Raw genomic sequence first — 23,931 nt, 5'->3', positions numbered from 1 at the left:
GCAACCAGAACCAACAGGCTGAGAGGAACATCCCAAGCGGCTTTTGCCATCGCTCATCGGCAGTTCCAACGTCGACTTTTTCAACACTATCCGGACAAAGTGCAAGTTCGCGGCGCTTGCACCAATGGCCGCTTGATTGCTCTTCGCTGACGTCAGAACAAGTGTGAAATTCGTATCATTTCTCACTTGGGGTGAGATATGTCCAAAGACGATCTTTAGGTAATGGACCTTTGTTACGACCGCCTTGTTGGGTCTGCTCCCAGGCGTGTGCCAGGATGCCCACTGACCTAGAAAGGCAGAACAGTCCACTCGCGAGTGAGGCTTTAAAGCCAAGCTCGACGTAAACTGCGGCGGTCGCGCCATCGATGTTCATCGGGATTGCGCGACTTTTGATATCTGACAAATACCCCTCGATCTGCGGTGCGAGTCTGGCACAGGCCATAACCTCAATTGCGTCATATTTTTCCAGTGTTTTGAAATAGATGCCGCTGATGCAGCCGCAAACGATAGCTCCGGCCTTAAGAGGTTTCGTCGGTTTAGCTCTCCGATTTAACACCAATGTATTCCGGCAGATAGCGCGGTGGCATTGGCCCTTTGTTCCGGCCGCCCTGCTGCATCTGTTCCCAGCCATGAGACAAGACGCCTACCGAGCGGGAGAGACAGAACAGACCACGAGAGAGTGGGGGCGGAAAGCCCAGCTCGCAAAAGATAACAGCCGTGGCCCCATCGATATTCATTGCGATCTCAGTGCCGCGCTTGCGTCCGATTTCCGCCTGAATAGCCTCGCCAATGTCGGCAAACCGCCCATCCACCGTACCGGACTTCGCGGCCTCGCGTACCAACGCCATCAACCTTGGTGCGCGGGGATCGACGGGCTTGTGGAAGCGGTGGCCAAAGCCCGAGACAATTTTGCCATTTTCCTCACGCCAGGCGGCGATACCGTCGCGGACGGCACTTTCATGTTCAGCGCCGTCATCGATCCGTTTGGCGATGTCGAAATAAAGTTCTGCGCATTGTTCACCGGCGCCGCCATGCACGTCACCCAGCATATTGACCCCGGTTGCCATGACGTTGTTGAGCCCCAGCCCGCAGGTCGCGGCCATACGGGCGGCGGCAATCGAAGGCGCTTGCGGACCATGATCCACGCCCGCCACCAGCGCACATTCGAAAAGCGCCGCCTGTTCTGGCGTGGGCATATCGCCCCGCACCATGAGCCAGATCATCTGAGCAAAGCTAACAGAACCTATAAGGTCCTGGATCGGGTGGCCGCGAAAGGCGATCCGCCCTGGAGCCATGTCGATGATTGCGGTGCGCCACCAGTGGCGCATGTCATCGACCTCTTTGCGTTCTGAGGGGGCCGTCATATCGCGTCTTCCTTTTTCAGGTCCGAGATCTGGGCATTGTTATAGCCAAGTTCGCTCAGGATATCGGCTGTATGTGCACCCAAGGTCGGGGGCGGCGAATCGACACCAGGGGCCGTGCCATCAAGCTTGGCGCCGATCCCGACCAGTTGCAGATCCTCAGATCCTATACGGTGGGTTTGCAGCAGGCCCCGATCGGCAAGCTGCGGATGCGTCAACGCCTCAGGCACCGACCAGACAGGCCCTGCGGGAACGCCCTGTGCTGTCAGCTTGTCGACCCACTCATGGGTGGGGGCCGTGGCAAAGGCCGCTTCCAGTTCGGCGGTCAGGGCGGGCCGATTGGCCAGTCGGTTCTTTCGGTCGGCAAAGCGTGGGTCCTGCGCAAGGGCCGGGTTGTCGAGGATCCCGCACAGGGCCTCGAACTGTTCTTGCTTGTTGGCGGCGATATTCATCACGCCATCGGCGGTTCTGAAGGTGCCGGATGGGCTGGCGGTGAAATTATCGTTGCCGTTTGGAGTGGGTGCCTTCCCGGCGATCAGATGGTTTGACACCACCCAGCCCATTGTCGCAATGACGGCCTCGAGCATCGAGACGTCAATGAACGTGCCGCGGTCTTCGGCCTTGTTAGCAAGCGCAGCGGCGACGGCGAAGGCGGCCGTCATCCCTCCGATGGTGTCGGCCATCGGGTAGCCCACCCGGTAGGGCGCGGTGTCGGCATCGCCGGTGATCGACATCACGCCGCTCATCCCCTGCACGATCTGGTCATAAGCGGGCAGTTTCGCCAGCGGGCCATCTTGGCCGAATCCGGAGATCGCACAATAAACAAGGCGCGGGTTTTCCTGACGGAGCGTCTCATAGTCAAGGTTCAAGCGCGCCATCACCCCGGGGCGGAAGTTTTCGACTAGGGCATCGGCCTTTTGCACCAGCTCCTTCAGGATGCGTTTTCCGGATGCCGATTTCAGGTTCAAGGTGATCGACCGTTTGCCCGGATTTTGCGCCAGAAAGGAAACGCCCATAAGGTCGGCGTTGCGCGCGGGATCAGCCCCCAGCTGGCGCGCAAGATCACCGGTGCCCGGGGTTTCGACCTTGATCACGTCGGCCCCCATATGGGCCAGCTGATGACAGCAGAACGGACCGGCCAGCACATTGGTCAGATCAAGAATGCGAATGCCCTTCAAAGGTGCCTGCGTCATTGTCCGCGCCCCTCGTGTACAACCTTGGCTACTGTGAAAAACTCGCGGCAATAGCTGCCTTTTTCCGGCGCGCCATAGGATGATCCTTTTCGGCCCGTGAATGGCGCGTGAAAATCCATGCCTGCCGTGGGAAGATTGACTTGTACCATGCCTGCCTCGGCGTTCTGCGAGAAATGGTCGATCTTGGCCGCATCCCGCGAGATGATGCCCGCTGACAGGCCGAACTCACAGTCGTTGGCGCTGGCAAGGGCGGCCTCATAGTCCGGCACGCGCAACACAGCGGCGATTGGCCCGAAAATTTCATGCCGAGAGATATCCATTTGCGGCTCGGCCCCCACGAACAAGGCTGGCTCCAAATAGTGCCCCGGCGTGTTCAGAGTAATTTGGTCACCGCTGATGAGCTCCGCGCCTTCGGCCTGCCCTCTCGCAATATAATCAAGGTCAATCCGCAATTGGTCGGCGCTCGCAACCGGGCCAATATCGGTGTCAGGCGCACGCGCATCCCCGATCCGAAGCTTTTTCATCGCCGCGGTCATCGCGCTGACAAATTGATCATGAATTCCGTCTTCAACAATCAGCCGCGAAGACGCTGTGCAGCGTTGGCCAGTTGAGAAGAAACTGCCCTGTATGGCGCAGTGAACTGCCAGATCCAGATCCGCGTCATCCAGCACAACCAGCGGGTTCTTGCCCCCCATTTCAAGCTGCATTTTTGCCCCGCGGGCGAACAGCGCAGCCCCCATATTGCGACCGACTGGTGTGGAGCCGGTGAACGTGACCCCGGAAACCTTGGGGTGTAACACGATTGCCTCCCCGACCTCACGGCCTTTGCCCATCACAAGGTTGAACACACCCTCGGGCAGCCCCGCACGGGCAATGATGTCGGACAACATCCACGCAGAACCGGGCACCAGTTCGGCAGGTTTGAACACGACCGTATTGCCATAGGCCAGAGCGGGCGCAATTTTCCATGCCGGGATCGCCAGCGGGAAATTCCAGGGCGTGATTACGCCCACGACGCCAATGGGTTCGCGCAGAACCTTAAGCGACACACCTTCGCGCAGTGATTGGTAAGCGTCGCCGGTGGCACGATAGGCTTCGGCCGCGAAGTATTTGAACAAATGCCCGGCGCGATGTGCTTCGGCCTTGGCCTCAGGTAGGGTTTTGCCCTCTTCGCGGGCCAGCATGTCGCCCAGCTCGTCCACACGGGCGAGGATTTCCGACCCGATCCGGTCCAGCACTTCGAACCGGACCAGTGGCGATGTTGCGCGCCATTTCGGAAAAGCGGCAGCCGCGGCCTCGATCGCATCGGCAGTCTGCGCGGCACTGGCCTGCGCATAATCCCCGATTGTGTCGTTCAGGTCAGATGGGTTGATGTTTGGAACTGCACCACTGCCAGCGGCCCATGTTCCGGCGATATAGTTGGAAAAGGGATCTGCGGTCATAGTACTTCCTCAAGAACTGGTCGCCACCCGATATCTTCATGCCGGTGGTCTACAGTGTTCACATAAAAATAGGTCGGGCCGTGATAGCCCCGGCATACCCGCCCATCGGCACGGTTGGCGACAGGTTCGGCGGTCCAGCTGACCGCCCCGAACCAATTCCACAAACGGTTATGAGGTGAGGTCAGGTGATCCGGGCGAAGCGGGGCTGCACCATTGGCTGGGTCCGGTTGGGGCGCGTTTGACACGGCGGCACCGCCCACCAACGCATCCCATTCATTGGGCCCAGTCGCACCCTGATAGGGGTCATTTCGGGGCGTATCACCACCGGTCAGCAACCGGCATCGAAACGTAGTGCCATCGATGGACACCTCTGTGCCATAGACATACCCGGCATCGTCCAGATCCTGCCAGCTAACGCGGCTCATTAGCATCCGGTCGGCCACCAGATACCGGGTGCCTCCCTGTTGAAACACATGCCAGTTCAGGCGTTTGGTCGGGTCTTTGGGGCTGTCAGTGAGCGCCCAGTTGTCCCAATCCGGGTCACGTTCAAATTCCGGGAGGTTACCGGGTTGCAGACCCTCGTAGGGGCAAAGCGCTGCAAGATCCGTGATCCAGGGCCGGGTTGCCGGGGCAAGGATCTGTCCTGCATGTGATAGCCCACCCAATTGCCGGGTTCCGATATATTTCATCATAGCTCTTACACCGGTCGCGTGCGGAAGCGCCGCAGGACCCGGAACAGCATTTCCGCCGCCAGGAACTCCGTGCGTTCTGAAGGATCAAGCGGAGGTGAGACCTCGACAATATCCAACCCGCCCAAGGGGGCCTCGGCCAATCCATCCAGCAGGTCGTAGTACTGACGCGGTGTAATGCCGCTGTGCACGATGGAACCCGTGCCGGGAAGGTAGCCGGCGTCCATCGCATCAATGTCAATCGACAGATATAGCTCGTCGCACCCCTGCATGGCATGCGCAAGGGCCTGACGCATCACCTCGGCCGCGCCGAGTTTTTGCACCTCGCCAGATGAAAATACCCGTCCGCCCTGCTCTTCAATGAGCGCGAGATCGCCGCCATCGACCCAGCCCGTGATGCCGATCCAGACCATATTGGAGACATCGATGTTGGGCAGTTCGGAAATCCGGCGCGCGTTGGTTGCATGGTTGTGGCTGCCCCACGCCCCCAGCCGGTCGGAGAAATCGAGATGACCATCGATTTGGATATATCCGAAGCGCGCGTTTGGCGAACGTTTGGTCAGCCCACGGGAATAGCCCAGACAGGCCGGGAAGCTGTTATAGTGATCACCACCCAGTGCCAGTGGGATTGCCCCTGCAACGGTCAGCGTTTCGGTCATTGCAGCGATGGCTTCGGTTGTTGCGTCAACGTCCTGCGCTGTGATCTCTGCGTCGCCGCAATCGATCAGCCAATCGGTTGCAGGCACAGTACGGCGGCTTGTATCGGGATCAAAGCTGGCTCCCTGCGGACGCAAAGATTGCAGAAGACTTGTCGCCCTGCGCAATGCTTCGGGGCCGAACCTTGTGCCAAGGCGGCTGGAATGTGTCCAGTCGCTCGGCATGCCGACCACGCCGATCTTATCGGGACCGACCTCGGCCACGTCGCGCAAAGGCCCATCAAACAGCCGATATCCCGGTTGTGACAGAGGCGGGTGAAATGTGGTATTAGCTGCAGTCATGTCAGTACATTTTCCTTGGGAATTGGGCGCACCGGTCGGTCAATCCCAAAACCGAGGCGCGCATAGATGAATGCCAAAAGAGCCGTGACCATCAGTCGTTGGCCAACCTTCACCACACCCATTCCGGGCCTGCTCGGGTTCAGACCGGTCAACATGATGGCACTGACCTCGTGCTGTCCCAGGGCGCTGAGCCATTGCACCACTGTATCAAGGTCGCAGCCTCCCAAACGGGGCCGATCACAAAGCGCGCTGAGCGATGTTTCAAACACGGACAGATCAAACTGCACAAACAGCGGCTTTGATACATCCCGCCACCTGGAAAACGCGGCAAGCTGCGCGGCAGTGTTTTGGCTGCAGGTCGTGCCACCCCCGTTTGGCAGGGGCGATACATGAAAGTCGCGCGCATCATCTGGCGTACCGCCAAGCTGCACAGTCTGACACTCAGGCAGCTCGCTCTGCACTGTCTTGGACAGGCAATCTGACCCACCCAATATTATGGCGCAGGCACCATTGCGGCTGATCTGACGCGTCGCGGCCTTCAATGCCGCGTGGATCGCGTCCTCAGATCCTGCCGCTATATCTCCGAGGTCACAGAGCCGCTCGTGCAGACCGTCGGTACTGATGTCCTGACGTGCATCGACATCTACCGGGTGACTGAATTGTGGGTTTGCGTGCCAACCGAAATAGACCGAGGTTTCGCGCAACGCACGCGGCGCCAGGGACTGCCCGGCATGCGGCGCGCTGGTGTCTTCAAACGGGACGCCCAGCACTGCCAGATCACCGGGCCTGACATCTTCAATTGCTTTGGTTTGTGCGCGCATAAACGACAGTTGCCCTGCCATGCGCGGCAATGGGGCCGATCGTAAAGGCATCAGCCAGCTCCTTTCTCTAGACGCTCAGTCACTGCCTGCAAGATCGCCAGCGCGGCGCAGGATTCCGTTCTGCCACGATCGTCTAATGCCGGGGCAAGTCCGAAAACTGCTGCGGCGGTGACATTGCCTGGGGTAGTGTCAATTTGCGCGATCATCTGTGCAGGTGACATCCCGGTCAGGCGACGTGGGTGCGACACCCATTTGCCCGCAAGCTCTTGTAAATCCACAGAAAGGATGACCGGTTGAGCGTGAGACAATTGGCCTGCAACGCCCCCTGTGACCTGAATGACAGGAACATCAGCACCTGTGACTTTTTGTGTCGCGATTCCAAGCGCCTTCAGTCCGCTGGAATCTCCGCCAACCAGCACCATCCGCGCGCCGGTTTTCAGAACCGCCTCGCATTGCGAGACAACTGCAGAAAAATGCTTATCCGGCTCAAGCGGAAATACATTCACGTCCCCTAGGTCAATGGCATTCGCGGGGGCCTTTCCGGGTTGGGAGGCGTATCGTAATTGCCTTGCGAGGTAGCGTTGCTCTGCTGCTGGTCGGTCGAGATTGTCACAAAAATATCCTGCTACCGCGACTTGCCCAGGCACGAGGTCTTCCAGATCGCCAACAGGCATGCCCAGAAAACTGGGGATCCCGTCAAACTGTATTTGCGCCGCATCACCCATGACGCAAAGCCGCGTTCAGGGTTTCAATGGCCGCCAATTCCGACATGCCACGCGTGTCGCGGGCAGGCGCAAGGCCAGTGATCACAATCGCCTGCCAGCGGCAGGACATTGCCCCAATGACAGAAACCAAGGTTTCGGGTTTCATTCCGCCTGGGTTAAGGCCGATAGCACCGGCTGCATGCCCCAGATCAACGACCGATATGTCGATCCAGAGAACAGCGCGCTCGGGCGTGTCAGAAAAGTCTGCGTGCCCTTCATCCAACCACCGGGCGGTACGCCAATCCATCGTGCGCTGAGCGATCTGATCCCAAACATCGGCAGGTTGCCCGCCATTCAAACCCACCCAAATCGTGTTTGATGGTCGTTCTGTAAGATCACGCCGAGCCAGTGGCATGGCCGCGACAACCGGCAGATCAGGCAAGGCCCCCAGTACAGCAGAGGCGACATCAGACGCGCCACCCAGAACGACGGGCACAATGCCGCGATCCACCATTTGCGCCACAAGCTGTTTCAATACGCCGGACCAATCGCCCGACAGGTCCAGATTACCCAGATCCCGACCATTTACAGGCAGGCTAGTTCCAAGCTGTCCGGTCATCTTGCGCAGCGCATCCGGTGCCAAGGAGGCGCCGGAACGTGGCCCGCTATCGACTTCGCTTGGAACACCCAAAAGCCCGACAGATCCTGCATCGCATTGCGAAATCTCGCCAAATGGCAGGCCAGCATAACCAGTTGTTATCATTTGTTTCTGCGCGCTATGCATTGCCAGATGCCTTCATTATTTGCGATTTCCAATTGCGTTCAAACCAGCTATAAAAAGTGACGGATTTGCGTCGAAAGGTCTGCCCATGCCCGACAAGCCCCGAACCCCCGACACGAATGGTGGTGTCGAAGCGGTTGAACGTGCATTGCGTGTTCTGGACAGCTTTGAGCCCGGAGATGCGGGGCTTTCTCTGAAAGAGGTCGCGGACCGCAGTGGTGTCAACAAAGCGACAATCCTGCGTCTGAGCGTCTCGCTTGAGAAATTTGGCCATATCACGCGCGACGCCGAAGGGCTGTTTCATCTGGGGCCGTCTTTGTGGCGTCTTGGATCCGTATTTCGCCAGAATCTGCGCATGGGGCCTATTGTGCGCCCGGTGCTGGCGAACCTGGTGAATGCGACGGGGGAAAGCGCGTCGTTTTACGTGCAACGCGGCAACTCCGGCGTTTGCCTCTACCGTGTCAATTCGCCCAGGCTTGCGCGGGATCATATCCAGGAGGGCGAGATAATTCCGCTGAGCACTGGCTCGTCGGGCCGGGTGCTGGATGCCTATTCCATCGGGCATGGCAAAAAGGCCAGCAGCATCCGCAAGGCCGGGTATTATCTCAGCCTTGGTGAACGTGATCCGGACGTTGCCGGGTTGTCTGTTCCGGTTCTTGGGCCTGAGGGCGAGCTGCTGGGTGCCGTCAGCCTGTCGGGTCTGCGCGTTCGCTTCAATGAAACCGCTGTCGAAGGCTATCGCGCTGCGGTGCTTGATGCCGCCCGCCAGATCCGGGCCGAGATTGGTGTGATATAAAGAGCCCATCATTTGTCAGCATTCTTGTTGCGGCCAATCAACTGAACGCCGATGAGCGCCGTGATTGATACGAAAATCAGGCAGGTGGAAATCGCGGCAATGGTCGGATCAAGCTGATCGCGCAGTGAATTGAACATGCGGCGGGTAATTGTGGCATTTTCCCCGCCCGAGACCAGCATCGAAATCACCACCTCATCCAGCGATGTGATGAAGGCCAGAAAGGCCCCGGTCTGGATCGAGAATTTGACTTGGGGTACTGTTATTGTCCACAGCGCGTAAGCTCGGGACGCACCCAGGCTGCGCGCCGCCAGTTCCTGATCGAAGTCATAGTTCTGCAAGCCCGACATCACGGTCACGATTACAAACGGCAGGGCCAGCGCGGTATGGGCGATCACAATACCGGTCAGTGTGTAATTGAGCCCCAGCTTGGCATAAAGGCTGAACACGCCGACGGCGATCAGGATCACCGGCACGACAATGGGCATGATCACGAGGATCTGCGCAGTGTTCCTGATCCGTGGGGTGGAGCAATGCAGCCCATAGGCACAAAGAGAGCCTAAAGGCGTCGCGATCGCCGTGGTCAACACTGCCGCGATCAGAGAGGTCTTCGTGGCGCTCATCCATTCCGCAGAGGTGAAATAGGCCGTGTACCAGCGGAACGAGAACGACGTCGGCGGGAACTCCAGAAATGAGGCCCCCGAAAACGACATCGGGATCACGATCAGCGTGGGCAGGATCAGAAAGAACAGCACCGCGATACCGACCACCGTCAGCCACAGACCGTCAATTTTACGTTGTCCGACTTGTTCCATTCTCAGATCCTTAGCGCATGAAGAGTTTGTCGAGACCGAACACACGGTTCATCAGCCAGATCATCGCCAGTGCCAGCAGCAACAGGACAACGCCCAGGGCGGATGCAGCCCCCCAATTGGAATAGACTGTGATCGTGCTTTCGATCCGCTGCGCCAGCATCTGCACCCGGCCACCGCCCAGCAAAGCAGGTGTGACGAAGAACCCAAGTGACAGGATGAAGACCAGCACGATGCCGGCAAAAAGGCCCGGCAAGGACATCGGGAAAAACACCCGCCAGAATGCGCCGCGCGGGCTGGAGCCAAGCCCAACGGCGGCCCGAACCAGGTCGGTGTCGATGTTGCGCATGGTGGCGTAAAGCGGCAAAACCAGAAACGGCAGCATGATATGTACCATGCCAATGATTGATCCCGTGAGGTTGTGCGCCAGTTGCAGCGGTTCCTCGATGATGCCAAGCGACATCAGCGACGAATTGATGATGCCATTGCGCTGCAACAGCACCAGCCAGGCGTAGGTCCGCACCAGAACCGACGTCCAGAACGGGACCAGCACGAAAACCATTAAAATGGCAGCCGTTCTGTTCGGCATCCTGGTCAGCCAGTAACACAGCGGATATCCGAGCAGGACACAAATCACCGTCACGGCGATGCTGATCTGAAAGGTGACAACAAAGGTCCGCCGATACAAAGCACTTTCAAAGATACGCGCATAGTTTTCCGTGCTCAACTCACCCGCCGCATTGTAAAATGAGAGCGAAGACAGCCAGAAAATCGGCAGAAACACGACAATCAGAATTGCGAGAACCGCGGGCATCGAAAGCCCCAAAAACGTCAGGCGTTCACGGCGCTCTTCGGATTTGAGCGTGCTTGCGTTCCGAAGCGTCTGAGCGGCCCCAAAGGACTCGGCGATGCTCATGATACATTCTCCGGTACGATGATCGTGTCTTCGGGATGCAGGGCCAGGCCAATTTTCTCTCCCTTGGAAGGCAGACCCGTCTGGCCCGCGCGATTGGCAGGGACGCGCACATTGATCTGGCCTGCGCTGTCGTGCTGAACGATAACCAGCACGCTGTCGCCTTGATAAATGATGGCGTCGACCCGGCCGGACAAATCATTGGCTGTTTCAGGCACAGCACCTGAGGTGACCTCCAGCAGCTCAGGCCGGATCACCAGGCGATGGCCGCCGCTCCCCGGAGCAATAGGCAAATCGGATTTCAGCACGCGTTCGCCAAGATGCGCCGTATTATTGGCCACGTTCACCGGCGCCGAAATGGATTCACCGATAAAATCCGCCACAAAGAAGCTGTGAGGCTGGCGATACAGCCGCTCAGGGGTCTCGACCTGCTCGATCCGCCCATGATTGACCACCGCAATGCGATCCGACATCGTCAGGGCTTCGCGCTGGTCATGGGTTACATAGACAATGGTTGCATCCAATTTTTGATGGAGCGCCTTCAATTCAATCTGCATGTGCTCGCGCAGCTTTTTGTCGAGCGCGGACAGGGGTTCATCCATCAGGATGATCTGCGGCTCGAAAACCATGGCGCGGGCCAGAGCCACACGCTGTCTTTGGCCGCCGGACAATTGGGTGATGCGCCGATCCCCATAGCCGCCCAGCTGTACGGTATCCAGCGCACGCTCGGCGCGGGTCTTTTGATCGCTTTTGGAAACTCCGCGGATTTTCAACGGATAGGCTACGTTTTCAGCCACCGTCATGAATGGAAACAACGCATAGCTTTGAAAAACCATGCCAAGGCCGCGTTTGTGCGGCGGCGTTGCAATCATTTCGCGTTCGCCAAACCGAATCGACCCGCCATCAGGACGCACAAATCCGGCCAGCGCCATCAGGAGCGTCGTTTTGCCGGAGCCCGACGGCCCAAGCAGTGTCAGAAATTCGCCTGCAGCGATATTCAGCGATACATCATCGAGCGCTTTGACTGATCCGTAGGCTTTGCACAGGCTGGATATGTCGATGGGAAGGGATTGGGTGGCAGAGGACATGCTAGCTCCTGACTTGAAAAGTGGGCGCAGTGCCAAATGCGCTGCGCCCAGATGGATTATTGCTGGATCAGAGTGTCGAACTCTTCAGTCAACTCACCCAGCTGGCCGATGTAGAAGTTCGGATCGACCAGAAGCTGCTTGCCGTAGTTGTCGGGATGGGTGTTGACCTTAACCGCCATTTCTCCCGAGATAATACCAGTGTCAAACGCACCGGTGTTCACCGGGCCCAGCGGCATCGTGACCGCCAGCCGTGCCTGCGCTTCGGCACTCAGCAGCTCATTGATCAGGCGCATGGCGTTGTCTTTGTTCGGGGCACCTTTGGGCACCAGCAGACAGTCGACATCCATCGTCCCTCCATCGAAGGCATAGGCGACTTCAATGCCGGATGCGATCACGCTTTCCACGCGGTTATGGCCCATGTGGATCACGTCCACCTCTCCATCACGCAGCAGCTGCGCGGACTGCGACCCGCCACGATACCAAACGGTGACCTCTGGTGCGATCTCTCCCAGTTTGGCCCAGGCGCGCGCTTTGCCTTCGTCCGTGGCCAATGTGTCGTAGATATCGGCCATCGGCACACCGTCGGCCATAAGGGCGGCCTCAAGGTTGTAGTTCACCTTGCCGTGCATGCCGCGCTTGCCTGGGAAGTTTTCCAGATCCCAAAACTCTGCCCAGTTGGACGGACCATTGTCGCCAAAGGCATCCTTGCGATACGCAATCACCTTGGTGAAGTTGATGAAGCCGATATAGTTTTCGTGGATCAGCTCTTCGGGGATGCCCGTTGTGTCGACAATCGAGTAATCAATCGGCTCAAGGCTGCCCTCACGGCTGAGTGTTTCACACGAGGGCAAGTCCTGCTCGGTCACATCCCAGGCGACGGCACCCGCTGTGATCTGTGCGCGCACGTCCTGAATACCGTTTGTGGTATCTTCCTTGACCGTGACATTCAGCGCGCCGGCGGCAGGTTCCAGCATGGCGCTGCGCAATGCGTCCTGAAAGGACCCGCCCCAGGATGCAAACACCACCTCGCCCTCGGCGAAGGCTGGCGCAGCCATTGCCAGGCTGCCGGCAACGAGGCTGGTCGCAAGCGACAGTTTTCTCTCTACTTTTTTCATGTCAGTTTCTCCCTTGATATTCTCTCGTTATTTGGTTGGGTTTTTCGTGGTGAACGCCGTGGTTGACTTGCAATGTCTCTTCCACCCAGTCGGCGATCAGTTGCGGCCGTTCGTACATGATGAAATGGCCGGTATTCGGCACCAACTTGATCACCGCCCCGGGAACCCGCGCGCGCAAGGCATCCAGCCAAAGCGATGCGGGGTGGGTCGTCGCCGATCGGCGAACTTCGTGTTCGTCCAGCGACGTTGATTGCAGGATTGTGACCGGGCAGGTGAGCCGGTCGATGGCCGGAACAAATTTATCGCGATCCCATGCAGCCATCGCATGGTAATACGCCTTCAAAACGTCTGCCGGATATTGCGCAGCCCGGTTCACAATATCACGTTTTTGATCTGGATCGAGGTTGTTGACCATCATCCCACCGACTGCCGCCTCCGCCCATCCTTTCTGACCAAGCTGCGCAAGCTGCTCTGCCAGACGCGCAACGGCTTCTTCGGGGTCTTCAGGAACGTTGCTGCCATCCAGCAAAAGAAGATGAGAGACGCGTCCTGGCCAAGTCGCAGCCAGTTCGATGGCAATCCGGGCACCCATGCTGTGCCCGACAAGGGCAAAGCGATCAAAACCCAGATCATTTGCCTGGGCAATCACATGGGCCGCGCAGTCGCTGAGACTGATCGCTCCCCCCAGCGGCACGGCATCGGGGCATCCCGGAAGCTTCGCAAGCCCAATGTGGGCACTGTCTGGAAGGAGCGGGGAGACACCGCTCCAATCCTGCCACCCGCACGCCCAGCCATGAACGAAAAGGACGTTCAAAGGTTCTGCCGGATCGGATGAAGGACTGGAGCGCATCAATTTGGGCCTACTGCTGAACCAGAGTGTCAAACCGCTCTTGCAGTTCTGCGAAGTTTTCGACGTAGAAGCTTGCGTCAATAACCACCTGGGTCTTCATATTGTCAGGGGCGGCATTGTTTTTGGCTGCCAGTTCGGGCGAGATCAGCCCGGTTTCAAATGCATGCGCATTGACAGGGCCGTAGGAGATGGCCACCGCCATGCGCGCCTGCGCTTCGGCCGACAGCATCTCATTGAGAACCCGCATGGCGTTTTCGCGATTTGGCGCGCCCTTGGGTACCAACAGGCAATCCGCGTCGGTCGTGGCCTGGTTCCAGGTATACCCAACCGTTATTGCATCGGCATTCAGCGCTTCTGCGCGGCCGTTGCCGATATGAATGAAGTCAATCTCTTCATCTGCCATCAACTGCGCCGCTTGCGAGCCTCCCCGATACCAGACCGTGATATCGGGCGCGATCTCCTCAAGCTTGGCAAAGGCCCGGTCTACGCCGCCTTCACTCCGCAGAGCGGTGTTTACATCCGCCGGGTCGACACCATCCGCCATCAATGCCGCCTCCAGCGCATGCGACACCGAGTTGAACATCGCGCGTGTCCCAGGGTAGGCTTCGGTGTTCCAGAAATCCGCCCAGGACTGTGGGCCGTTCTCACCAAACTTCTCTGCTTGCCAGCCGATGACCAGTGAATAGGTCAGCATGCCAACCCACTCGCTGTCCACAAGGCTGGACGGCATGCCATCGGTCGAGACCACGCCATAGTCGATGGGTTCCAGCGCCCCCTCCTGCTTCAAACGGGCACAGTCGGACAACGCCTGTTCGGTAATGTCCCAAGCAACCGCACCCGCAGTGATCTGCGCACGCACGTCTTGAATGCCGTTTGTCGTGTCTTCTTTGATGGTAAGACCCAGCTTTTTCGCCGCTGGGTCCAGCATGGACTCCCGAAGCGCATCTTGGAATGAACCTCCCCAGGACGAAAACACCACCTCGCCTTCGGCGAAGGCAGACGTGGCAATGACCAGACTACCGGCTACGAGACCCGCAGTGAGCGTCAATTTTCCGTTATCTTTCGTCATGTCAGGCTCCTCCCTAACTGTTGGTTGGCTTGCGGGTCCGCGACATGGGCGATCCCATCATCTTTTGCCTTAACGTTTCATTAGACAAAACGTCATTTCATTTCAACTAGTGCTGATACTGGAACTGGTCAAGGATTCTTTTGACAGCGCAGGAGTCAAACCCCACGCTTTCGGAGCCTCAGAGCCGAGCGAAACGTCGTATTTCGCCCTTATGCTCTGCGTCCATCTCGCTTCGATTTTGGGCGAATGGTATCGAAGGCAGGCTTTTCCTGCCCCAAGTTGATTGCCGCCGAGAGAAGCTTTTATGGGATTAAACGGACCGCAATCTCTCGCTCACCCACCCATGGCCAGCAAGTTCGAATGGCAGCTTCACACCAGTTCACGTCCCTTGATCCTGGCCGCAGCATTGGTGAGTTTGGGCTCTTTCCGGCCGTTAGCTGCGTTTTGCACCAAGGTCCGCACTGAGTATCGTTAATGCTTGAAACAGTTCTCTCTGTGCCAGGTTACAAACTCTGCCCTTGGCCGGTTGGCGAGGCGGTCCGGCACCAAGATCTTGCCGGACGAGTTAATCATCGACGTCACGGCTTCGATGTCGTTGCTCTGACGGGAAACCAGAATTGTCACGTCGTCAGCTAAACCAACGAGACCGCGATCAAACATCCAGTGCGCGGTTCCGGACAGGGCGAGCCCGTTGCTGACGATGTCGGGTCCGTCATGCTCTACAGGTCTGATGTGAGCGGCTTCCACTTCAGCTCGGCCACCGCCATTTATCAGACGTAAACCAGTGATGGCGCAGCGCTCGCCGTAGGCGCGCAGGACGTTCTTTCTGAAATTACGATCGCGAACCGCCCGGTTGGTCAGTTGGTTGACGCGTTCCCGTGCGGGCATGTGTCGGAAAGGTGTTTGCGCGTCTTGAAAACCTGGCAGCTGCATCGAGTCACCAACGCGAGGCAGGATGTCCTCGTCCCGTCCAAGACCACGTTCGACAATTCGGGCAAAGTCTTCAGCTGAAAGGGTTCTTACCGCAGCTTGCGCGCGTCCAGATATCTTGCCTTGATCGTTCAGCAATCCGCTTTCGATGACTGAATTCTCGTCTCGGAATGAAACAGGGTCGCCGAAATCAAGATAGGTCCCCGGCTTAATCACCGCCAAGAACATTTCCGGTTTCCTAGGATCCGGAATGATCTCCTGGACCTTAGCGACAGCAAAATAGCCTTTGGTCTCTTTGACCTTGCTTGGCTCCAGGTAGACGATCCAGTCCCCTTCGCACTGTTGGGCACGCGAGAGGTATTGCTTTGGAAATTGATACCGCTCCGAGGGAATGTCTTCGTAGACCGAGTCGCTGCGATGGATGAAGATACCGAAGGCCATCGCATCACCCGCGTTGAAGACGTTCCAGTTTTCGATCGGCCGCGCGTAGGGTCAGTACCGCACCTGTCAAAAATGGAAGCGCCAAGCCAGCTGCGGCGATCGCAAAAATCAGGATGGCAGCAAACACCGAGTATTCGGCAGGCTGTTGCGCCAACGATAGTTGGCCCAAACCAATCAAATAGAAGACGCTGGTTCCAAGCAAGATTATGTAAAGCGGCCCAAAGGGTTCGATCACCTCTCGGCGGGTACGCTCCAAGACTGAGTGCCGCAACATGTTCCAGCGTTTGCTTGCCTTGTTCACCAGATTACTCCCTTACCAGCTCGATCCATGTGTGCACGTCGTCATCCGTCACTTCGCGACCTTCGACATGCGATTGATACCAACGGGTGACGATGGCCCCGCGCTTTTCACTTTTGATTCTTATGCCCTCATCGGTGAGGTGCTGATCCAGCGAGCTTTCAATGTGTTTGAGGGCTTCGAAGTCATGCCCCGCCCGAATGGATTTGGTGCCCAGAAGTAGCCAGGGCACGTCCACCTCGAACCGCTCACCCATCGCGACCAAGGCCTCTACAGGCATTCCGCGCTGGCCCTTTTCGTAGCTGTGATACGCGCGCGGTGAGACACCGATAGCTTCCGCCATGGCCGCTTGTGAGAAGCCGATTTCATTGCGAGCAATGGTGAGACGAGCACCCATTGCAGCAAAAAGATCAGCATGTTTCTGCGGCATCTGAATTTTCCAATTGACTACTTCGTCGAAATTCGCGAACTTTGCAAAAAATGACGAACATTTACAGTTAATCACATCTGACCACGTCAGAAGGTGCAGAACAAGCGATTCCATGCGTGTCGCTGACTCAACTTAAGTGGACAAGGACGAGTGAAATGGCAGAGACCAACTATTCAGACAGCTCGCAGATCCTGGGGCTCGGGAAAACACCCGCGCAGTGGGTCGAAGTTATGGCCGGGATGGGGATCGATATTTCAGAACGCACGTTGCGTGAACGCGCCAATGAGACGGGTGCATTTTATCGCCTTGGGCGAACCATGCTGATCACGCCCGCGCAGATTGATACGATTTTTGAAGGAGGCCAGTCATGCCGCTCCAAATTTACAAGAGGGGCCGTGTCTACTGGGCCAAGGGGTGGATCGAATACAACGGCAGGCCAATCGCCGGCCCATACCGGCGAAGCACTAAGGCATCTACAGAAGAGGGCGCACGGGACTGGATAAACCATGAGACCGAACGTCAGATCCGTCGCTATGTCGTGGGCGACGAACCGAGCAAGACGTTCTCTGATGCAATCATGCTCTACAACGCGTCCCCGAAGGCGGCGAAGCAGTTGATCCCGATTGTCGAAGTGATCGGCGACCTGTCGTTAGGTGCGATATCTGGCGCGTTACTGAAAAGCCTTGGGCCGAAGCTGAAACCCAAAGCGTCGACGGATACCTGGTGGCGCGAGATCGTGACGCCCGCGAGTGCGGTGATCAACAACGCGCATGAGCTGGAAGGCACGCCGCTGATCCGCGTGAAACCCTACGACAAGTTCGAGCGGATCGCTCAGGACAAGCGGCGAGGGAAGCTCAGCCGCGTCGAGCGCACACCAGCTGATAAGGAATGGATCGAGGCATTTTGTCGTGCCGCCGACCCATACAATGCCGCACTGGTGCGTTTTATGTTTGAGACGGCTGCAAGGATTGATCAAGCCGTGTCCTTGGAGCCCGATGACCTAAGGCCGCACGAAAACAAAGTCCGCGTGAAAGCTCAGAAGGGGCATCCGGAAAGCTGGATCACCGTTTCGCCTCAGATGATGGACGAGCTACTCGCGCTGCCTCCCAAACGTCCCAAGAACCGCAAGACCGGCAAGCTCATGAAGGCGCGCATCTTCGGCTATGGGAGCTCCACCGGTTACAACACGCGCTGGAAGACGATCTGCAAACGCGCGGGCATCTCGTACCTTTCAGCCCACCCGGCAGGGCGGCACGGGTTCTTCACGGAGCTTGTTGTCCGTCAGGGCGTCGATCCCGTCACAGCAGCCAAGGCTGGACGTTGGTCAGACCCCAATTTGCCCATGCGGATTTATGCCCACGCAGAGACCGATGAGGCCGACATTAGGGCCCGTTTTCGTACAAACCACGTACAGGATGACACTGTACAAGCACCCAACAGTAAGAAATCACAAAAGGAATAGCGCTATGAACGCATCCCTCCTAAGGGGCAGGTTGCAGGTTCGAATCCTGCCGGGGTCGCCAGACTATTCATACAAATACTGCGCTTTCTATCAGTTAGATGCTTCCTGTACCCCGAATTGTGACACACGTCGAAGAACCGGTTTAGCTTCCGCGACGACCTATGAGTACTTAAGTCACCGCAAACAGACCGACCTGAACGGTTTCAGGCCAAATGAACAGAGCAGAAGGTTTAAGTTGGTGACGCCACTGGTTTTAGATCAAAGCACTTTTGCAACACACTCTATTGAGCTGCACGGCGCTCTTGTTCTGGCCAAAACTCATCGACCACGACATATGCGATGATCACGAAAATGGCCGCGCTGGCGACCTGCAATACTCTTGTGATGCTCTTGACGTCAGCCTCATCGGAAAACGGAGCGATCGAACCACCGTAAACGATCAGAACCGTTGTTAATGCCGAACCTGCAGCAGCGGCGAGCGGGACCTGCGATTTGCCAAGCGCTCCGAGTGTCAGGCAAATGAAAAAACCCAACAATATTGGGGTAAGAATAACCGGAGCTATTACGTTTATTTCATAGCAGATGATTGAAACCGCCGCCCCGAGGAGATTAGCCGTTAGCATGGCTTTGGCCACCGTTTTGCCCATCGACGGCATGGCTGCAAGTTGTTGGCTAAGAAGCGCGACAAAGAATAGGACCAACAGGGCTGAAGCGCCGGACACAAAAAACGCCATCGCGAACGGAACCGTGACAAGCGACATTCTGGCGATCCGGCGATGCGGGTCAAAGTCAGGCGAAGTATTGGTCTTTTTCTGAGCCGCTGTGGGGGGGGCAGCGGGTATCAACACAAACATCAGCGTTGATATGAAACCTGCAAATAGCAGGTTCAAAGGTATCCAAAATACAAGCACCAATGCCAGATCCTGTGATTGCAGAACAAGGTTTGGGATCATCAACGCACCCATGAGGGCTATGACACCAGGCAGGACGCCTGCACCTGAAACGGACCACATGAAAGACAGGATGATCCCAATGGCAACTAGAATCAGAAACACCACGGGATATGGGGCGAAGACTGACGACAGCAGGAATGAAATGAACATCAGCCCGATCGAGAAAACAAAGAGCTTTGCAAATGCTGCCAAGGGCAAAGCGGCGGGTGCCTGAAGAAACAGGGCGGTGAAGACCGCTCCTACCACCGCAAGTGGCCACCCCAGAAATAAGCCCAAGGAGAATACCCCGGTGACGCCGAGTGCCAGGCGCAGGACCGAATTTCGATCCTCAGTACGCATAGGACAGGATTGATACCAAACGGATATAGGTCCGACCTACCACGTTCAGCAGAGAGTTTTCGCTCAGATACATGATAACGTCGGCCTGCCCATTAAGCTGGAAGCGCAAGTCGTCTTCGGCATTCCCGGCTTCGTAGCCAGGCAATACGATCCGGACTGGAAAGCGTTCAGGCTCACGAAGAAATCCTTTGGTGCTGGGCGGGCTGGCCAACTGGCCGGGCTCATCCCCACCGCTCAGGGAGACTGCTGCGCTGAAGCTCTCGATCACGCCTGGAACAATCTGGCCGGGATGCATGTCCAGTACCACATCGACAGGTGATCCTACCGAAGCCCGACCAAGGTTGTTTTCGGTAAAATACGCTTCGATCCAAACGTCTGTTGCATCCAGAAACGTCAATAGGTCCTGACCAGATCGCGCATATGTTCCGGGTGCGATCAACAAATTGGATATGACACCTGTCGCTGGAGCACGCAGTTCTGTCCACTCGAGATTAAGCTCTGCATCCGCCAAGGCAGCCAATGCGCGTTGGATTTTCGGGTTGTCAATTCCGTCGTCGCCCAACCGCTGTTTGGCTTTTTCCAGATCCGCTTTGGCGTTTTCAAAATTTGCCTCGGATTCTGCCAGTTGCCCACGCGCGTCATCGGCCTTTGAAATCGCAATCAACCCTTTCTTTTCAAGCGCAAAAACACGCTCGGTCTGAATGCGCATCGTGTCGAGATCGCTTTGTGCCCTTGCCAGCTTGGCTTGTGCAGCGCTCACTTCTGCCGAGGATGCACCCACTTCCTGCGTGGCGGCCTCAAGATCAGCCTCGGCCTTGTCGCGATCAATTTCGTAGGGCCTTGGGTCAATTCGAACCAGAACATCACCCGCAGAGACGACCTGACCGTTTTCTACAAGAACCTCGGTCACTGTTCCGGTGACCTGCGGAACGATCTGGGTTGCAATCGCTTTTACTCGGGCGTTCCCGGTAAACGGCGTTTTTCGATCAGCGACCAGGTACCAGATCAAGAAGATAAGAATAACGGCCAACGTGGTCCAAATCGTCTTTCTCATTTCGCCGCTCCTTCAGCGGCACTCTCGGCTTCGGGTGAGGTATCAATCCAAACCTTGAACAGTTCATAGAAGACAGCGAAGAGAACCGGCCCCATAAAGACGCCGATCAAACCGTACGCCATCATACCTCCGAGAACACCGATGAGGATGACCAACATAGGAGTCTCAAGGCCTTTTGAGATGAACACGGGTCTTAAGAAGCTGTCCATTATCATGACGGGAACGGCCAATAGGGTGAAGATCAAAGCAGTACCGCCGGACATGGAACTCCATGCGTAGATAATAACCGGTATAAGAACCAATCCGGGCCCGATTTGGATAATCGAGAGGATCAGGCAGATAAATGCGAGAGTGGCAGCCGAAGAAATCCCAAACAAGGCCAATAGTATCCAAACGCAGACAGCTTGAATGGCTGCTACGCCAATCACGCCTTTTGTCACGTTCCGAATTGTTGCGCCCGCCAATGTTACGAATTCTCCACCGCGCGGGGCGAAAACACGGTTTGCAAAGCGCTGAAGACCCTGGACCAAATTTGGCCCGGGGCTGAACAACGCCCCCATAATCAACACGGACAGAGCTAAGCCAAGTAGTCCGATACCGATGCCCAGCACTTTTCCGAAGAGCGATTTGGTGATCTCAAGGATTTGCGCACCGTATTTGGCAAGCGCACCATCCAGGTTCCGTTCAAACATTCCCCACACGTCGGCAATTTTTCCCCCGACCAACGGTATTTCTTTCAGGCCTTCGGGTGCCGGTGGAATCTTTAATTCACCCTTGTCTGCTTGTTCCGCGAATTCAGATCCAAGTTCCGCGGCACCAGACACCGCAGTTGCGACTGGCCCGAGGGTTAGGACAAGGCCCAACAAAACCAAGATCGTCGTGGCAAGTTTTTTCCGACCTCCCAGCTTGGACTGCAGCCAATCAAATGCCGGGTAAAGCGCCACACACAGGATCGTTGCCCAGATAACCACGCTTGCAAGCGGGGCCACCATGACCAGGGCGCTGTAGAGGAATAATCCGAGAAAAAGCAATCGTATCGCTAGATCGACAATCTTTGCGTCCTGGGTCTTTTCCATTCCATCCCTCCACTATTTGTTATCTCAACATTACACTCAAAAAACTCGATATGTATATTTATAATCTACCAAAGATCTTACAGTGGCCTGAAGACACAGTTGGATCCGGATTAGCGCTTTAGTTGTTCTGGCAATAAAGCGATGGCGCATGACTTTTTGTGGGTCGAATCTTACGAGGTTTATTTTTCTGATTTCTCATCGTTCTGGGATAAAATGGTATCCGCCACAGTGGTTGCCGTGGTCACAAATATACCCAGGCCGACGATGATGTAGATCATCGTAAAGATCTTCCCCGCCGCGGTTTCCGGAGAAAAGTCACCAAATCCCACAGTCGAAATCGTCACGACAGAAAAATAGATGGAATCGAGCCAACTCCAGCCTTCGACATAATGATAAAACACCGATGCCCAAAGGATCATACCGGCCGTAAAGGCCAAAAGTCCCTTTACTCTGCCGTCCTTGAAGGCGACACCGATCCCTCGCGATATTCTGGTTAGTGCATTCATTGCGATCTCACTTTCGAATAATTGCATTTGTATCAGAATTGAGGATTTTCGGAAGAAACAAAGCTGATGAACATGCCGCTAATTTCACGGAATGTTCCATAACTGCCAAAAAACAAACAGGGGCTTAAGGTCGTCACCGCTCTGGCGAAGGTTCTCGTTCGGAATAAACACCTTACCGATCTTCGGGATGGGAAACACTTCAATTCCGAAGAACTTTGCCCGCATGCCACCGCAAATAGCTTGTTTGCGAGCGAATGGGATTGTCATCAATCAAGGCGCAAACCGCGTGCCGTCCAATAGACAAAATCTGTGCCTTCAATAGATTGCCGATCCAATCCGGAAAGCTCATCTGAGAACTGATTAAGTTCTTGGGCTCGGCAAACCCCTCTCAAAGGACCGGAAGTATAGCCAAATCTTTTGAGGTAGCCCGGTAAATCAGAGTGCCTCATATACACGAACCGTCGGTCGGGTGACGCGTACACTGAGGCGGCACCCAAGGGCAATCGGTGTCTGTTTCTGAAACCGCATACAACAAGTGTTTCATCTAGCTGATGGGCTGATTGCAACGGCGAAAGCAAATTCTGAAGGTCTATGCCGAACTGATCTGCGGTGTTGGGGTGACTATAATCAACCGTACGTTTGATCGGACCCTGCTCGGAAAAACACAACACAGCCAGCAGTAAGGCCCGCACCCAAAGCCGATTTGAGATCAGCAAGATGCCCCCAGCTGCGCCCACCATCAACATCGGCAATATCAACAAAGTATAGCGATCATAGACCTTTCCCGATGCCATCCACATTGCCAGGAAAAAGAACAATGCGATCCCCGCAGTGGCAAGCAGCCGTGGTCGGCCGAGTGCGAAGGGCAGGGCGCAAAGGCCTAAAATACCCGCAAACCTTAAGACTGGAGCATTACCTAGGATGATTTCTGACAGCTTCTTTAGACTTCGATCTGACACGGTGGGTGCAAACCGGTGTAGCATTTCACCGCGCACACTGCCTTGAAACTCGGTACCAAAACCTAAGCGCAGGTACTGGAACAACGGCCATAGAAATGCCAACAGTAAACAGGCCACCATGGTCCACTGGAAGGTTTTGTTTCTTAGAATCTCGCTTACGGGTCGATCCTGCCAGCGCCGGGTTAGAGCAAGTGTCAGGAGTGCCAGAGCCAAAAATGCGAGTGGGGTCGGACTTTTCTGCAATCCAGCCAGAAACACAGTGACCCCGAACCATGGCCACAACTTTGGACGCTCGAACGCGGCAAGCATCGTGACCACCCCCAAGGTGGAAAAAAGCATTGCCCCGCTATCCAGCATGGCCGATGTCGCATGTCCCCAGAAGTTTTTTGAACTGGACACAAGCAACACCGCAGGCAACATCAGCCAAGGTTGATCGGGAACCATAACTCGGGCGAGCAAAGCCGTTGCAATCAGCGACCCAAGCGCAAACAGCATCGAAGGCAGATGCAGCGCCAGCATGTGCGACATTCCCTGCTCGATCAATGCCGCTGTCATCCAATATTGAAGGGGTGGTTTTTTTAGGCTGGGCTCATTCTGAGAATATACGGTAAGCCAGTCATTGTTGCGGATGAAACCCAGGCTGCGGTCATAAGTAAAAAATTCATCAATCTTTGACAGGCCATCTTGCCCCAACCCGGACATGTACCAGCACCACAACAATGCGATGGTGATGCCTGTTATTGCATAGGGTAGCCATTTGTGGGTCTGCAAATGTTCGATGCCCGAATTTTGGACCACTCTGGTTATCCTCTGACTTGTTGTAATATGATGTGTTTTGGACTAGGCGAGTACTT

26 protein-coding genes are annotated in these 23,931 nt (G+C 56.3%); 2 read left to right on the top strand and 24 right to left on the bottom strand.

Annotated features, from left to right (window positions below):
* Window positions 1–175 precede the first annotated feature (175 nt).
* Genes ACR0JR_RS10090 through ACR0JR_RS10050 form a run of 9 tightly spaced genes read right to left on the bottom strand, consistent with a single transcriptional unit; the run spans window position 176 to window position 7,971 of the window.
* Window positions 176–556 carry a citrate/2-methylcitrate synthase gene (locus ACR0JR_RS10090; RefSeq protein WP_437438583.1) on the bottom strand — a complete coding sequence of 127 codons (381 nt, stop codon included), beginning with the start codon at window positions 554–556 and terminating at the stop codon, window positions 176–178.
* Complete coding sequence (locus ACR0JR_RS10085; RefSeq protein WP_170361230.1) at window positions 537–1,364, bottom strand: citryl-CoA lyase; 828 nt, start codon at window positions 1,362–1,364, stop codon at window positions 537–539. Before ACR0JR_RS10085 ends, ACR0JR_RS10090 begins: the two co-directional genes overlap by 20 nt.
* A complete protein-coding gene (locus ACR0JR_RS10080; protein WP_170361232.1) occupies window positions 1,361–2,554 on the bottom strand; it encodes a CaiB/BaiF CoA transferase family protein in 1,194 nt (397 codons plus the stop codon). The genes ACR0JR_RS10085 and ACR0JR_RS10080 overlap by 4 nt, the downstream gene beginning before the upstream one ends.
* Entirely contained in the window at window positions 2,551–3,996 is a 1,446-nt protein-coding gene (locus ACR0JR_RS10075) for an aldehyde dehydrogenase family protein (RefSeq protein WP_170361234.1), read from the bottom strand. Before ACR0JR_RS10075 ends, ACR0JR_RS10080 begins: the two co-directional genes overlap by 4 nt.
* A complete protein-coding gene (locus ACR0JR_RS10070; RefSeq protein ID WP_170361236.1) occupies window positions 3,993–4,685 on the bottom strand; it encodes a hypothetical protein in 693 nt (230 codons plus the stop codon). The genes ACR0JR_RS10075 and ACR0JR_RS10070 overlap by 4 nt, the downstream gene beginning before the upstream one ends.
* A gap of 8 nt (window positions 4,686–4,693) precedes the next feature.
* Window positions 4,694–5,683: an agmatinase family protein gene (locus ACR0JR_RS10065; protein WP_171186054.1), complete on the bottom strand. Its 990-nt coding sequence runs from the start codon at window positions 5,681–5,683 to the stop codon at window positions 4,694–4,696.
* Complete coding sequence (locus ACR0JR_RS10060; RefSeq protein ID WP_170782105.1) at window positions 5,680–6,555, bottom strand: arginase family protein; 876 nt, start codon at window positions 6,553–6,555, stop codon at window positions 5,680–5,682. Before ACR0JR_RS10060 ends, ACR0JR_RS10065 begins: the two co-directional genes overlap by 4 nt.
* Window positions 6,555–7,229 carry an arginase family protein gene (locus tag ACR0JR_RS10055; protein ID WP_170361242.1) on the bottom strand — a complete coding sequence of 225 codons (675 nt, stop codon included), beginning with the start codon at window positions 7,227–7,229 and terminating at the stop codon, window positions 6,555–6,557. Before ACR0JR_RS10055 ends, ACR0JR_RS10060 begins: the two co-directional genes overlap by 1 nt.
* Window positions 7,222–7,971, bottom strand: coding sequence for an arginase family protein (locus ACR0JR_RS10050; protein WP_170361244.1), 750 nt, complete (start codon window positions 7,969–7,971; stop codon window positions 7,222–7,224). The genes ACR0JR_RS10055 and ACR0JR_RS10050 overlap by 8 nt, the downstream gene beginning before the upstream one ends.
* Window positions 7,972–8,077: 106 nt before the next feature.
* Here ACR0JR_RS10050 and ACR0JR_RS10045 point away from each other — a divergent pair, with 106 nt between their 5' ends.
* On the top strand, window positions 8,078–8,785 hold the full coding sequence (locus ACR0JR_RS10045; protein WP_170361245.1) for an IclR family transcriptional regulator: 708 nt from the start codon (window positions 8,078–8,080) through the stop codon (window positions 8,783–8,785).
* 8 nt (window positions 8,786–8,793) lie between these two features.
* On the opposite strand, the gene ACR0JR_RS10040 is transcribed toward ACR0JR_RS10045, so the two are convergent.
* The 9 genes from ACR0JR_RS10040 to ACR0JR_RS10000 all read right to left on the bottom strand — a co-directional run bounded on the left by ACR0JR_RS10040 (window position 8,794) and on the right by ACR0JR_RS10000 (window position 16,728).
* Window positions 8,794–9,597, bottom strand: a complete 804-nt coding sequence (locus ACR0JR_RS10040) for an ABC transporter permease (RefSeq protein WP_170361248.1) — start codon at window positions 9,595–9,597, stop codon at window positions 8,794–8,796.
* Between the two features lie 10 nt (window positions 9,598–9,607).
* On the bottom strand, window positions 9,608–10,510 hold the full coding sequence (locus ACR0JR_RS10035) for an ABC transporter permease (protein WP_170361249.1): 903 nt from the start codon (window positions 10,508–10,510) through the stop codon (window positions 9,608–9,610).
* Window positions 10,507–11,595 (bottom strand): ABC transporter ATP-binding protein, encoded by a 1,089-nt coding sequence (locus tag ACR0JR_RS10030; RefSeq protein ID WP_170361251.1) that lies wholly within the window; start codon window positions 11,593–11,595, stop codon window positions 10,507–10,509. Before ACR0JR_RS10030 ends, ACR0JR_RS10035 begins: the two co-directional genes overlap by 4 nt.
* Window positions 11,596–11,651: 56 nt before the next feature.
* Window positions 11,652–12,710 (bottom strand): ABC transporter substrate-binding protein, encoded by a 1,059-nt coding sequence (locus ACR0JR_RS10025; protein ID WP_170361253.1) that lies wholly within the window; start codon window positions 12,708–12,710, stop codon window positions 11,652–11,654.
* A 1-nt stretch (window position 12,711) separates the two neighbouring features.
* Window positions 12,712–13,560, bottom strand: a complete 849-nt coding sequence (locus tag ACR0JR_RS10020; protein ID WP_170361255.1) for an alpha/beta fold hydrolase — start codon at window positions 13,558–13,560, stop codon at window positions 12,712–12,714.
* 10 nt (window positions 13,561–13,570) lie between these two features.
* The gene (locus ACR0JR_RS10015; protein ID WP_170361257.1) at window positions 13,571–14,629 is read right to left on the bottom strand and encodes an ABC transporter substrate-binding protein; all 1,059 of its coding nucleotides are present in this window, start codon (window positions 14,627–14,629) and stop codon (window positions 13,571–13,573) included.
* Window positions 14,630–15,100: 471 nt separating this feature from the next.
* Window positions 15,101–16,000, bottom strand: a complete 900-nt coding sequence (locus ACR0JR_RS10010) for an HNH endonuclease (protein ID WP_170361259.1) — start codon at window positions 15,998–16,000, stop codon at window positions 15,101–15,103.
* Between the two features lie 4 nt (window positions 16,001–16,004).
* Window positions 16,005–16,301 (bottom strand): hypothetical protein, encoded by a 297-nt coding sequence (locus tag ACR0JR_RS10005; RefSeq protein ID WP_170361261.1) that lies wholly within the window; start codon window positions 16,299–16,301, stop codon window positions 16,005–16,007.
* A 4-nt stretch (window positions 16,302–16,305) separates the two neighbouring features.
* Window positions 16,306–16,728: a helix-turn-helix domain-containing protein gene (locus tag ACR0JR_RS10000; RefSeq protein ID WP_170361359.1), complete on the bottom strand. Its 423-nt coding sequence runs from the start codon at window positions 16,726–16,728 to the stop codon at window positions 16,306–16,308.
* A gap of 367 nt (window positions 16,729–17,095) precedes the next feature.
* On the opposite strand from ACR0JR_RS10000, the gene ACR0JR_RS09995 reads away from it, so the two are divergent.
* Window positions 17,096–18,190: a tyrosine-type recombinase/integrase gene (locus tag ACR0JR_RS09995; RefSeq protein ID WP_170361263.1), complete on the top strand. Its 1,095-nt coding sequence runs from the start codon at window positions 17,096–17,098 to the stop codon at window positions 18,188–18,190.
* Between the two features lie 281 nt (window positions 18,191–18,471).
* Here the strand turns inward: ACR0JR_RS09995 and ACR0JR_RS09990 are convergent, their stop codons facing one another.
* The 6 genes from ACR0JR_RS09990 to ACR0JR_RS09965 form a co-directional block, all read right to left on the bottom strand.
* The gene (locus ACR0JR_RS09990) at window positions 18,472–19,482 is read right to left on the bottom strand and encodes a DUF2955 domain-containing protein (RefSeq protein ID WP_480456039.1); all 1,011 of its coding nucleotides are present in this window, start codon (window positions 19,480–19,482) and stop codon (window positions 18,472–18,474) included.
* On the bottom strand, window positions 19,472–20,536 hold the full coding sequence (locus tag ACR0JR_RS09985; protein WP_480456037.1) for an HlyD family secretion protein: 1,065 nt from the start codon (window positions 20,534–20,536) through the stop codon (window positions 19,472–19,474). The genes ACR0JR_RS09990 and ACR0JR_RS09985 overlap by 11 nt, the downstream gene beginning before the upstream one ends.
* Complete coding sequence (locus ACR0JR_RS09980) at window positions 20,533–21,612, bottom strand: AI-2E family transporter (RefSeq protein WP_170780137.1); 1,080 nt, start codon at window positions 21,610–21,612, stop codon at window positions 20,533–20,535. The genes ACR0JR_RS09985 and ACR0JR_RS09980 overlap by 4 nt, the downstream gene beginning before the upstream one ends.
* A gap of 179 nt (window positions 21,613–21,791) precedes the next feature.
* Window positions 21,792–22,118: a potassium channel family protein gene (locus ACR0JR_RS09975; protein WP_170471240.1), complete on the bottom strand. Its 327-nt coding sequence runs from the start codon at window positions 22,116–22,118 to the stop codon at window positions 21,792–21,794.
* Between the two features lie 84 nt (window positions 22,119–22,202).
* Entirely contained in the window at window positions 22,203–22,385 is a 183-nt protein-coding gene (locus tag ACR0JR_RS09970) for a hypothetical protein (protein WP_010443058.1), read from the bottom strand.
* Window positions 22,385–23,875, bottom strand: coding sequence for an ArnT family glycosyltransferase (locus tag ACR0JR_RS09965; RefSeq protein WP_480456036.1), 1,491 nt, complete (start codon window positions 23,873–23,875; stop codon window positions 22,385–22,387). Before ACR0JR_RS09965 ends, ACR0JR_RS09970 begins: the two co-directional genes overlap by 1 nt.
* Between the last annotated feature and the right edge of the window lie 56 nt (window positions 23,876–23,931).

The organism is Ruegeria sp. AA3 (genome assembly GCF_056542905.1).
The sequence above is the reverse complement of the archived record's forward strand: the minus strand, read 5'-3'. Positions and strand labels throughout refer to the sequence as shown.

Bases quoted from the DNA above. Each gene is read 5' to 3' on its own strand.
- ACR0JR_RS10085 (WP_170361230.1), bottom strand. From the start codon at position 1,364: ATGACGGCCCCCTCAGAACGCAAAGAGGTCGATGACATGCGCCACTGG.
- ACR0JR_RS10080 (WP_170361232.1), bottom strand. From the start codon at position 2,554: ATGACGCAGGCACCTTTGAAGGGCATTCGCATTCTTGATCTGACCAAT.
- ACR0JR_RS10075 (WP_170361234.1), bottom strand. From the start codon at position 3,996: ATGACCGCAGATCCCTTTTCCAACTATATCGCCGGAACATGGGCCGCT.
- ACR0JR_RS10070 (WP_170361236.1), bottom strand. From the start codon at position 4,685: ATGAAATATATCGGAACCCGGCAATTGGGTGGGCTATCACATGCAGGA.
- ACR0JR_RS10065 (WP_171186054.1), bottom strand. From the start codon at position 5,683: ATGACTGCAGCTAATACCACATTTCACCCGCCTCTGTCACAACCGGGA.
- ACR0JR_RS10060 (WP_170782105.1), bottom strand. From the start codon at position 6,555: ATGCCTTTACGATCGGCCCCATTGCCGCGCATGGCAGGGCAACTGTCG.
- ACR0JR_RS10055 (WP_170361242.1), bottom strand. From the start codon at position 7,229: ATGGGTGATGCGGCGCAAATACAGTTTGACGGGATCCCCAGTTTTCTG.
- ACR0JR_RS10050 (WP_170361244.1), bottom strand. From the start codon at position 7,971: ATGATAACAACTGGTTATGCTGGCCTGCCATTTGGCGAGATTTCGCAA.
- ACR0JR_RS10045 (WP_170361245.1), top strand. From the start codon at position 8,078: ATGCCCGACAAGCCCCGAACCCCCGACACGAATGGTGGTGTCGAAGCG.
- ACR0JR_RS10040 (WP_170361248.1), bottom strand. From the start codon at position 9,597: ATGGAACAAGTCGGACAACGTAAAATTGACGGTCTGTGGCTGACGGTG.
- ACR0JR_RS10035 (WP_170361249.1), bottom strand. From the start codon at position 10,510: ATGAGCATCGCCGAGTCCTTTGGGGCCGCTCAGACGCTTCGGAACGCA.
- ACR0JR_RS10030 (WP_170361251.1), bottom strand. From the start codon at position 11,595: ATGTCCTCTGCCACCCAATCCCTTCCCATCGACATATCCAGCCTGTGC.
- ACR0JR_RS10025 (WP_170361253.1), bottom strand. From the start codon at position 12,710: ATGAAAAAAGTAGAGAGAAAACTGTCGCTTGCGACCAGCCTCGTTGCC.
- ACR0JR_RS10020 (WP_170361255.1), bottom strand. From the start codon at position 13,560: ATGCGCTCCAGTCCTTCATCCGATCCGGCAGAACCTTTGAACGTCCTT.
- ACR0JR_RS10015 (WP_170361257.1), bottom strand. From the start codon at position 14,629: ATGACGAAAGATAACGGAAAATTGACGCTCACTGCGGGTCTCGTAGCC.
- ACR0JR_RS10010 (WP_170361259.1), bottom strand. From the start codon at position 16,000: ATGGCCTTCGGTATCTTCATCCATCGCAGCGACTCGGTCTACGAAGAC.
- ACR0JR_RS10000 (WP_170361359.1), bottom strand. From the start codon at position 16,728: ATGCCGCAGAAACATGCTGATCTTTTTGCTGCAATGGGTGCTCGTCTC.
- ACR0JR_RS09995 (WP_170361263.1), top strand. From the start codon at position 17,096: ATGCCGCTCCAAATTTACAAGAGGGGCCGTGTCTACTGGGCCAAGGGG.
- ACR0JR_RS09990 (WP_480456039.1), bottom strand. From the start codon at position 19,482: ATGCGTACTGAGGATCGAAATTCGGTCCTGCGCCTGGCACTCGGCGTC.
- ACR0JR_RS09985 (WP_480456037.1), bottom strand. From the start codon at position 20,536: ATGAGAAAGACGATTTGGACCACGTTGGCCGTTATTCTTATCTTCTTG.
- ACR0JR_RS09980 (WP_170780137.1), bottom strand. From the start codon at position 21,612: ATGGAAAAGACCCAGGACGCAAAGATTGTCGATCTAGCGATACGATTG.
- ACR0JR_RS09975 (WP_170471240.1), bottom strand. From the start codon at position 22,118: ATGAATGCACTAACCAGAATATCGCGAGGGATCGGTGTCGCCTTCAAG.
- ACR0JR_RS09970 (WP_010443058.1), bottom strand. From the start codon at position 22,385: ATGACAATCCCATTCGCTCGCAAACAAGCTATTTGCGGTGGCATGCGG.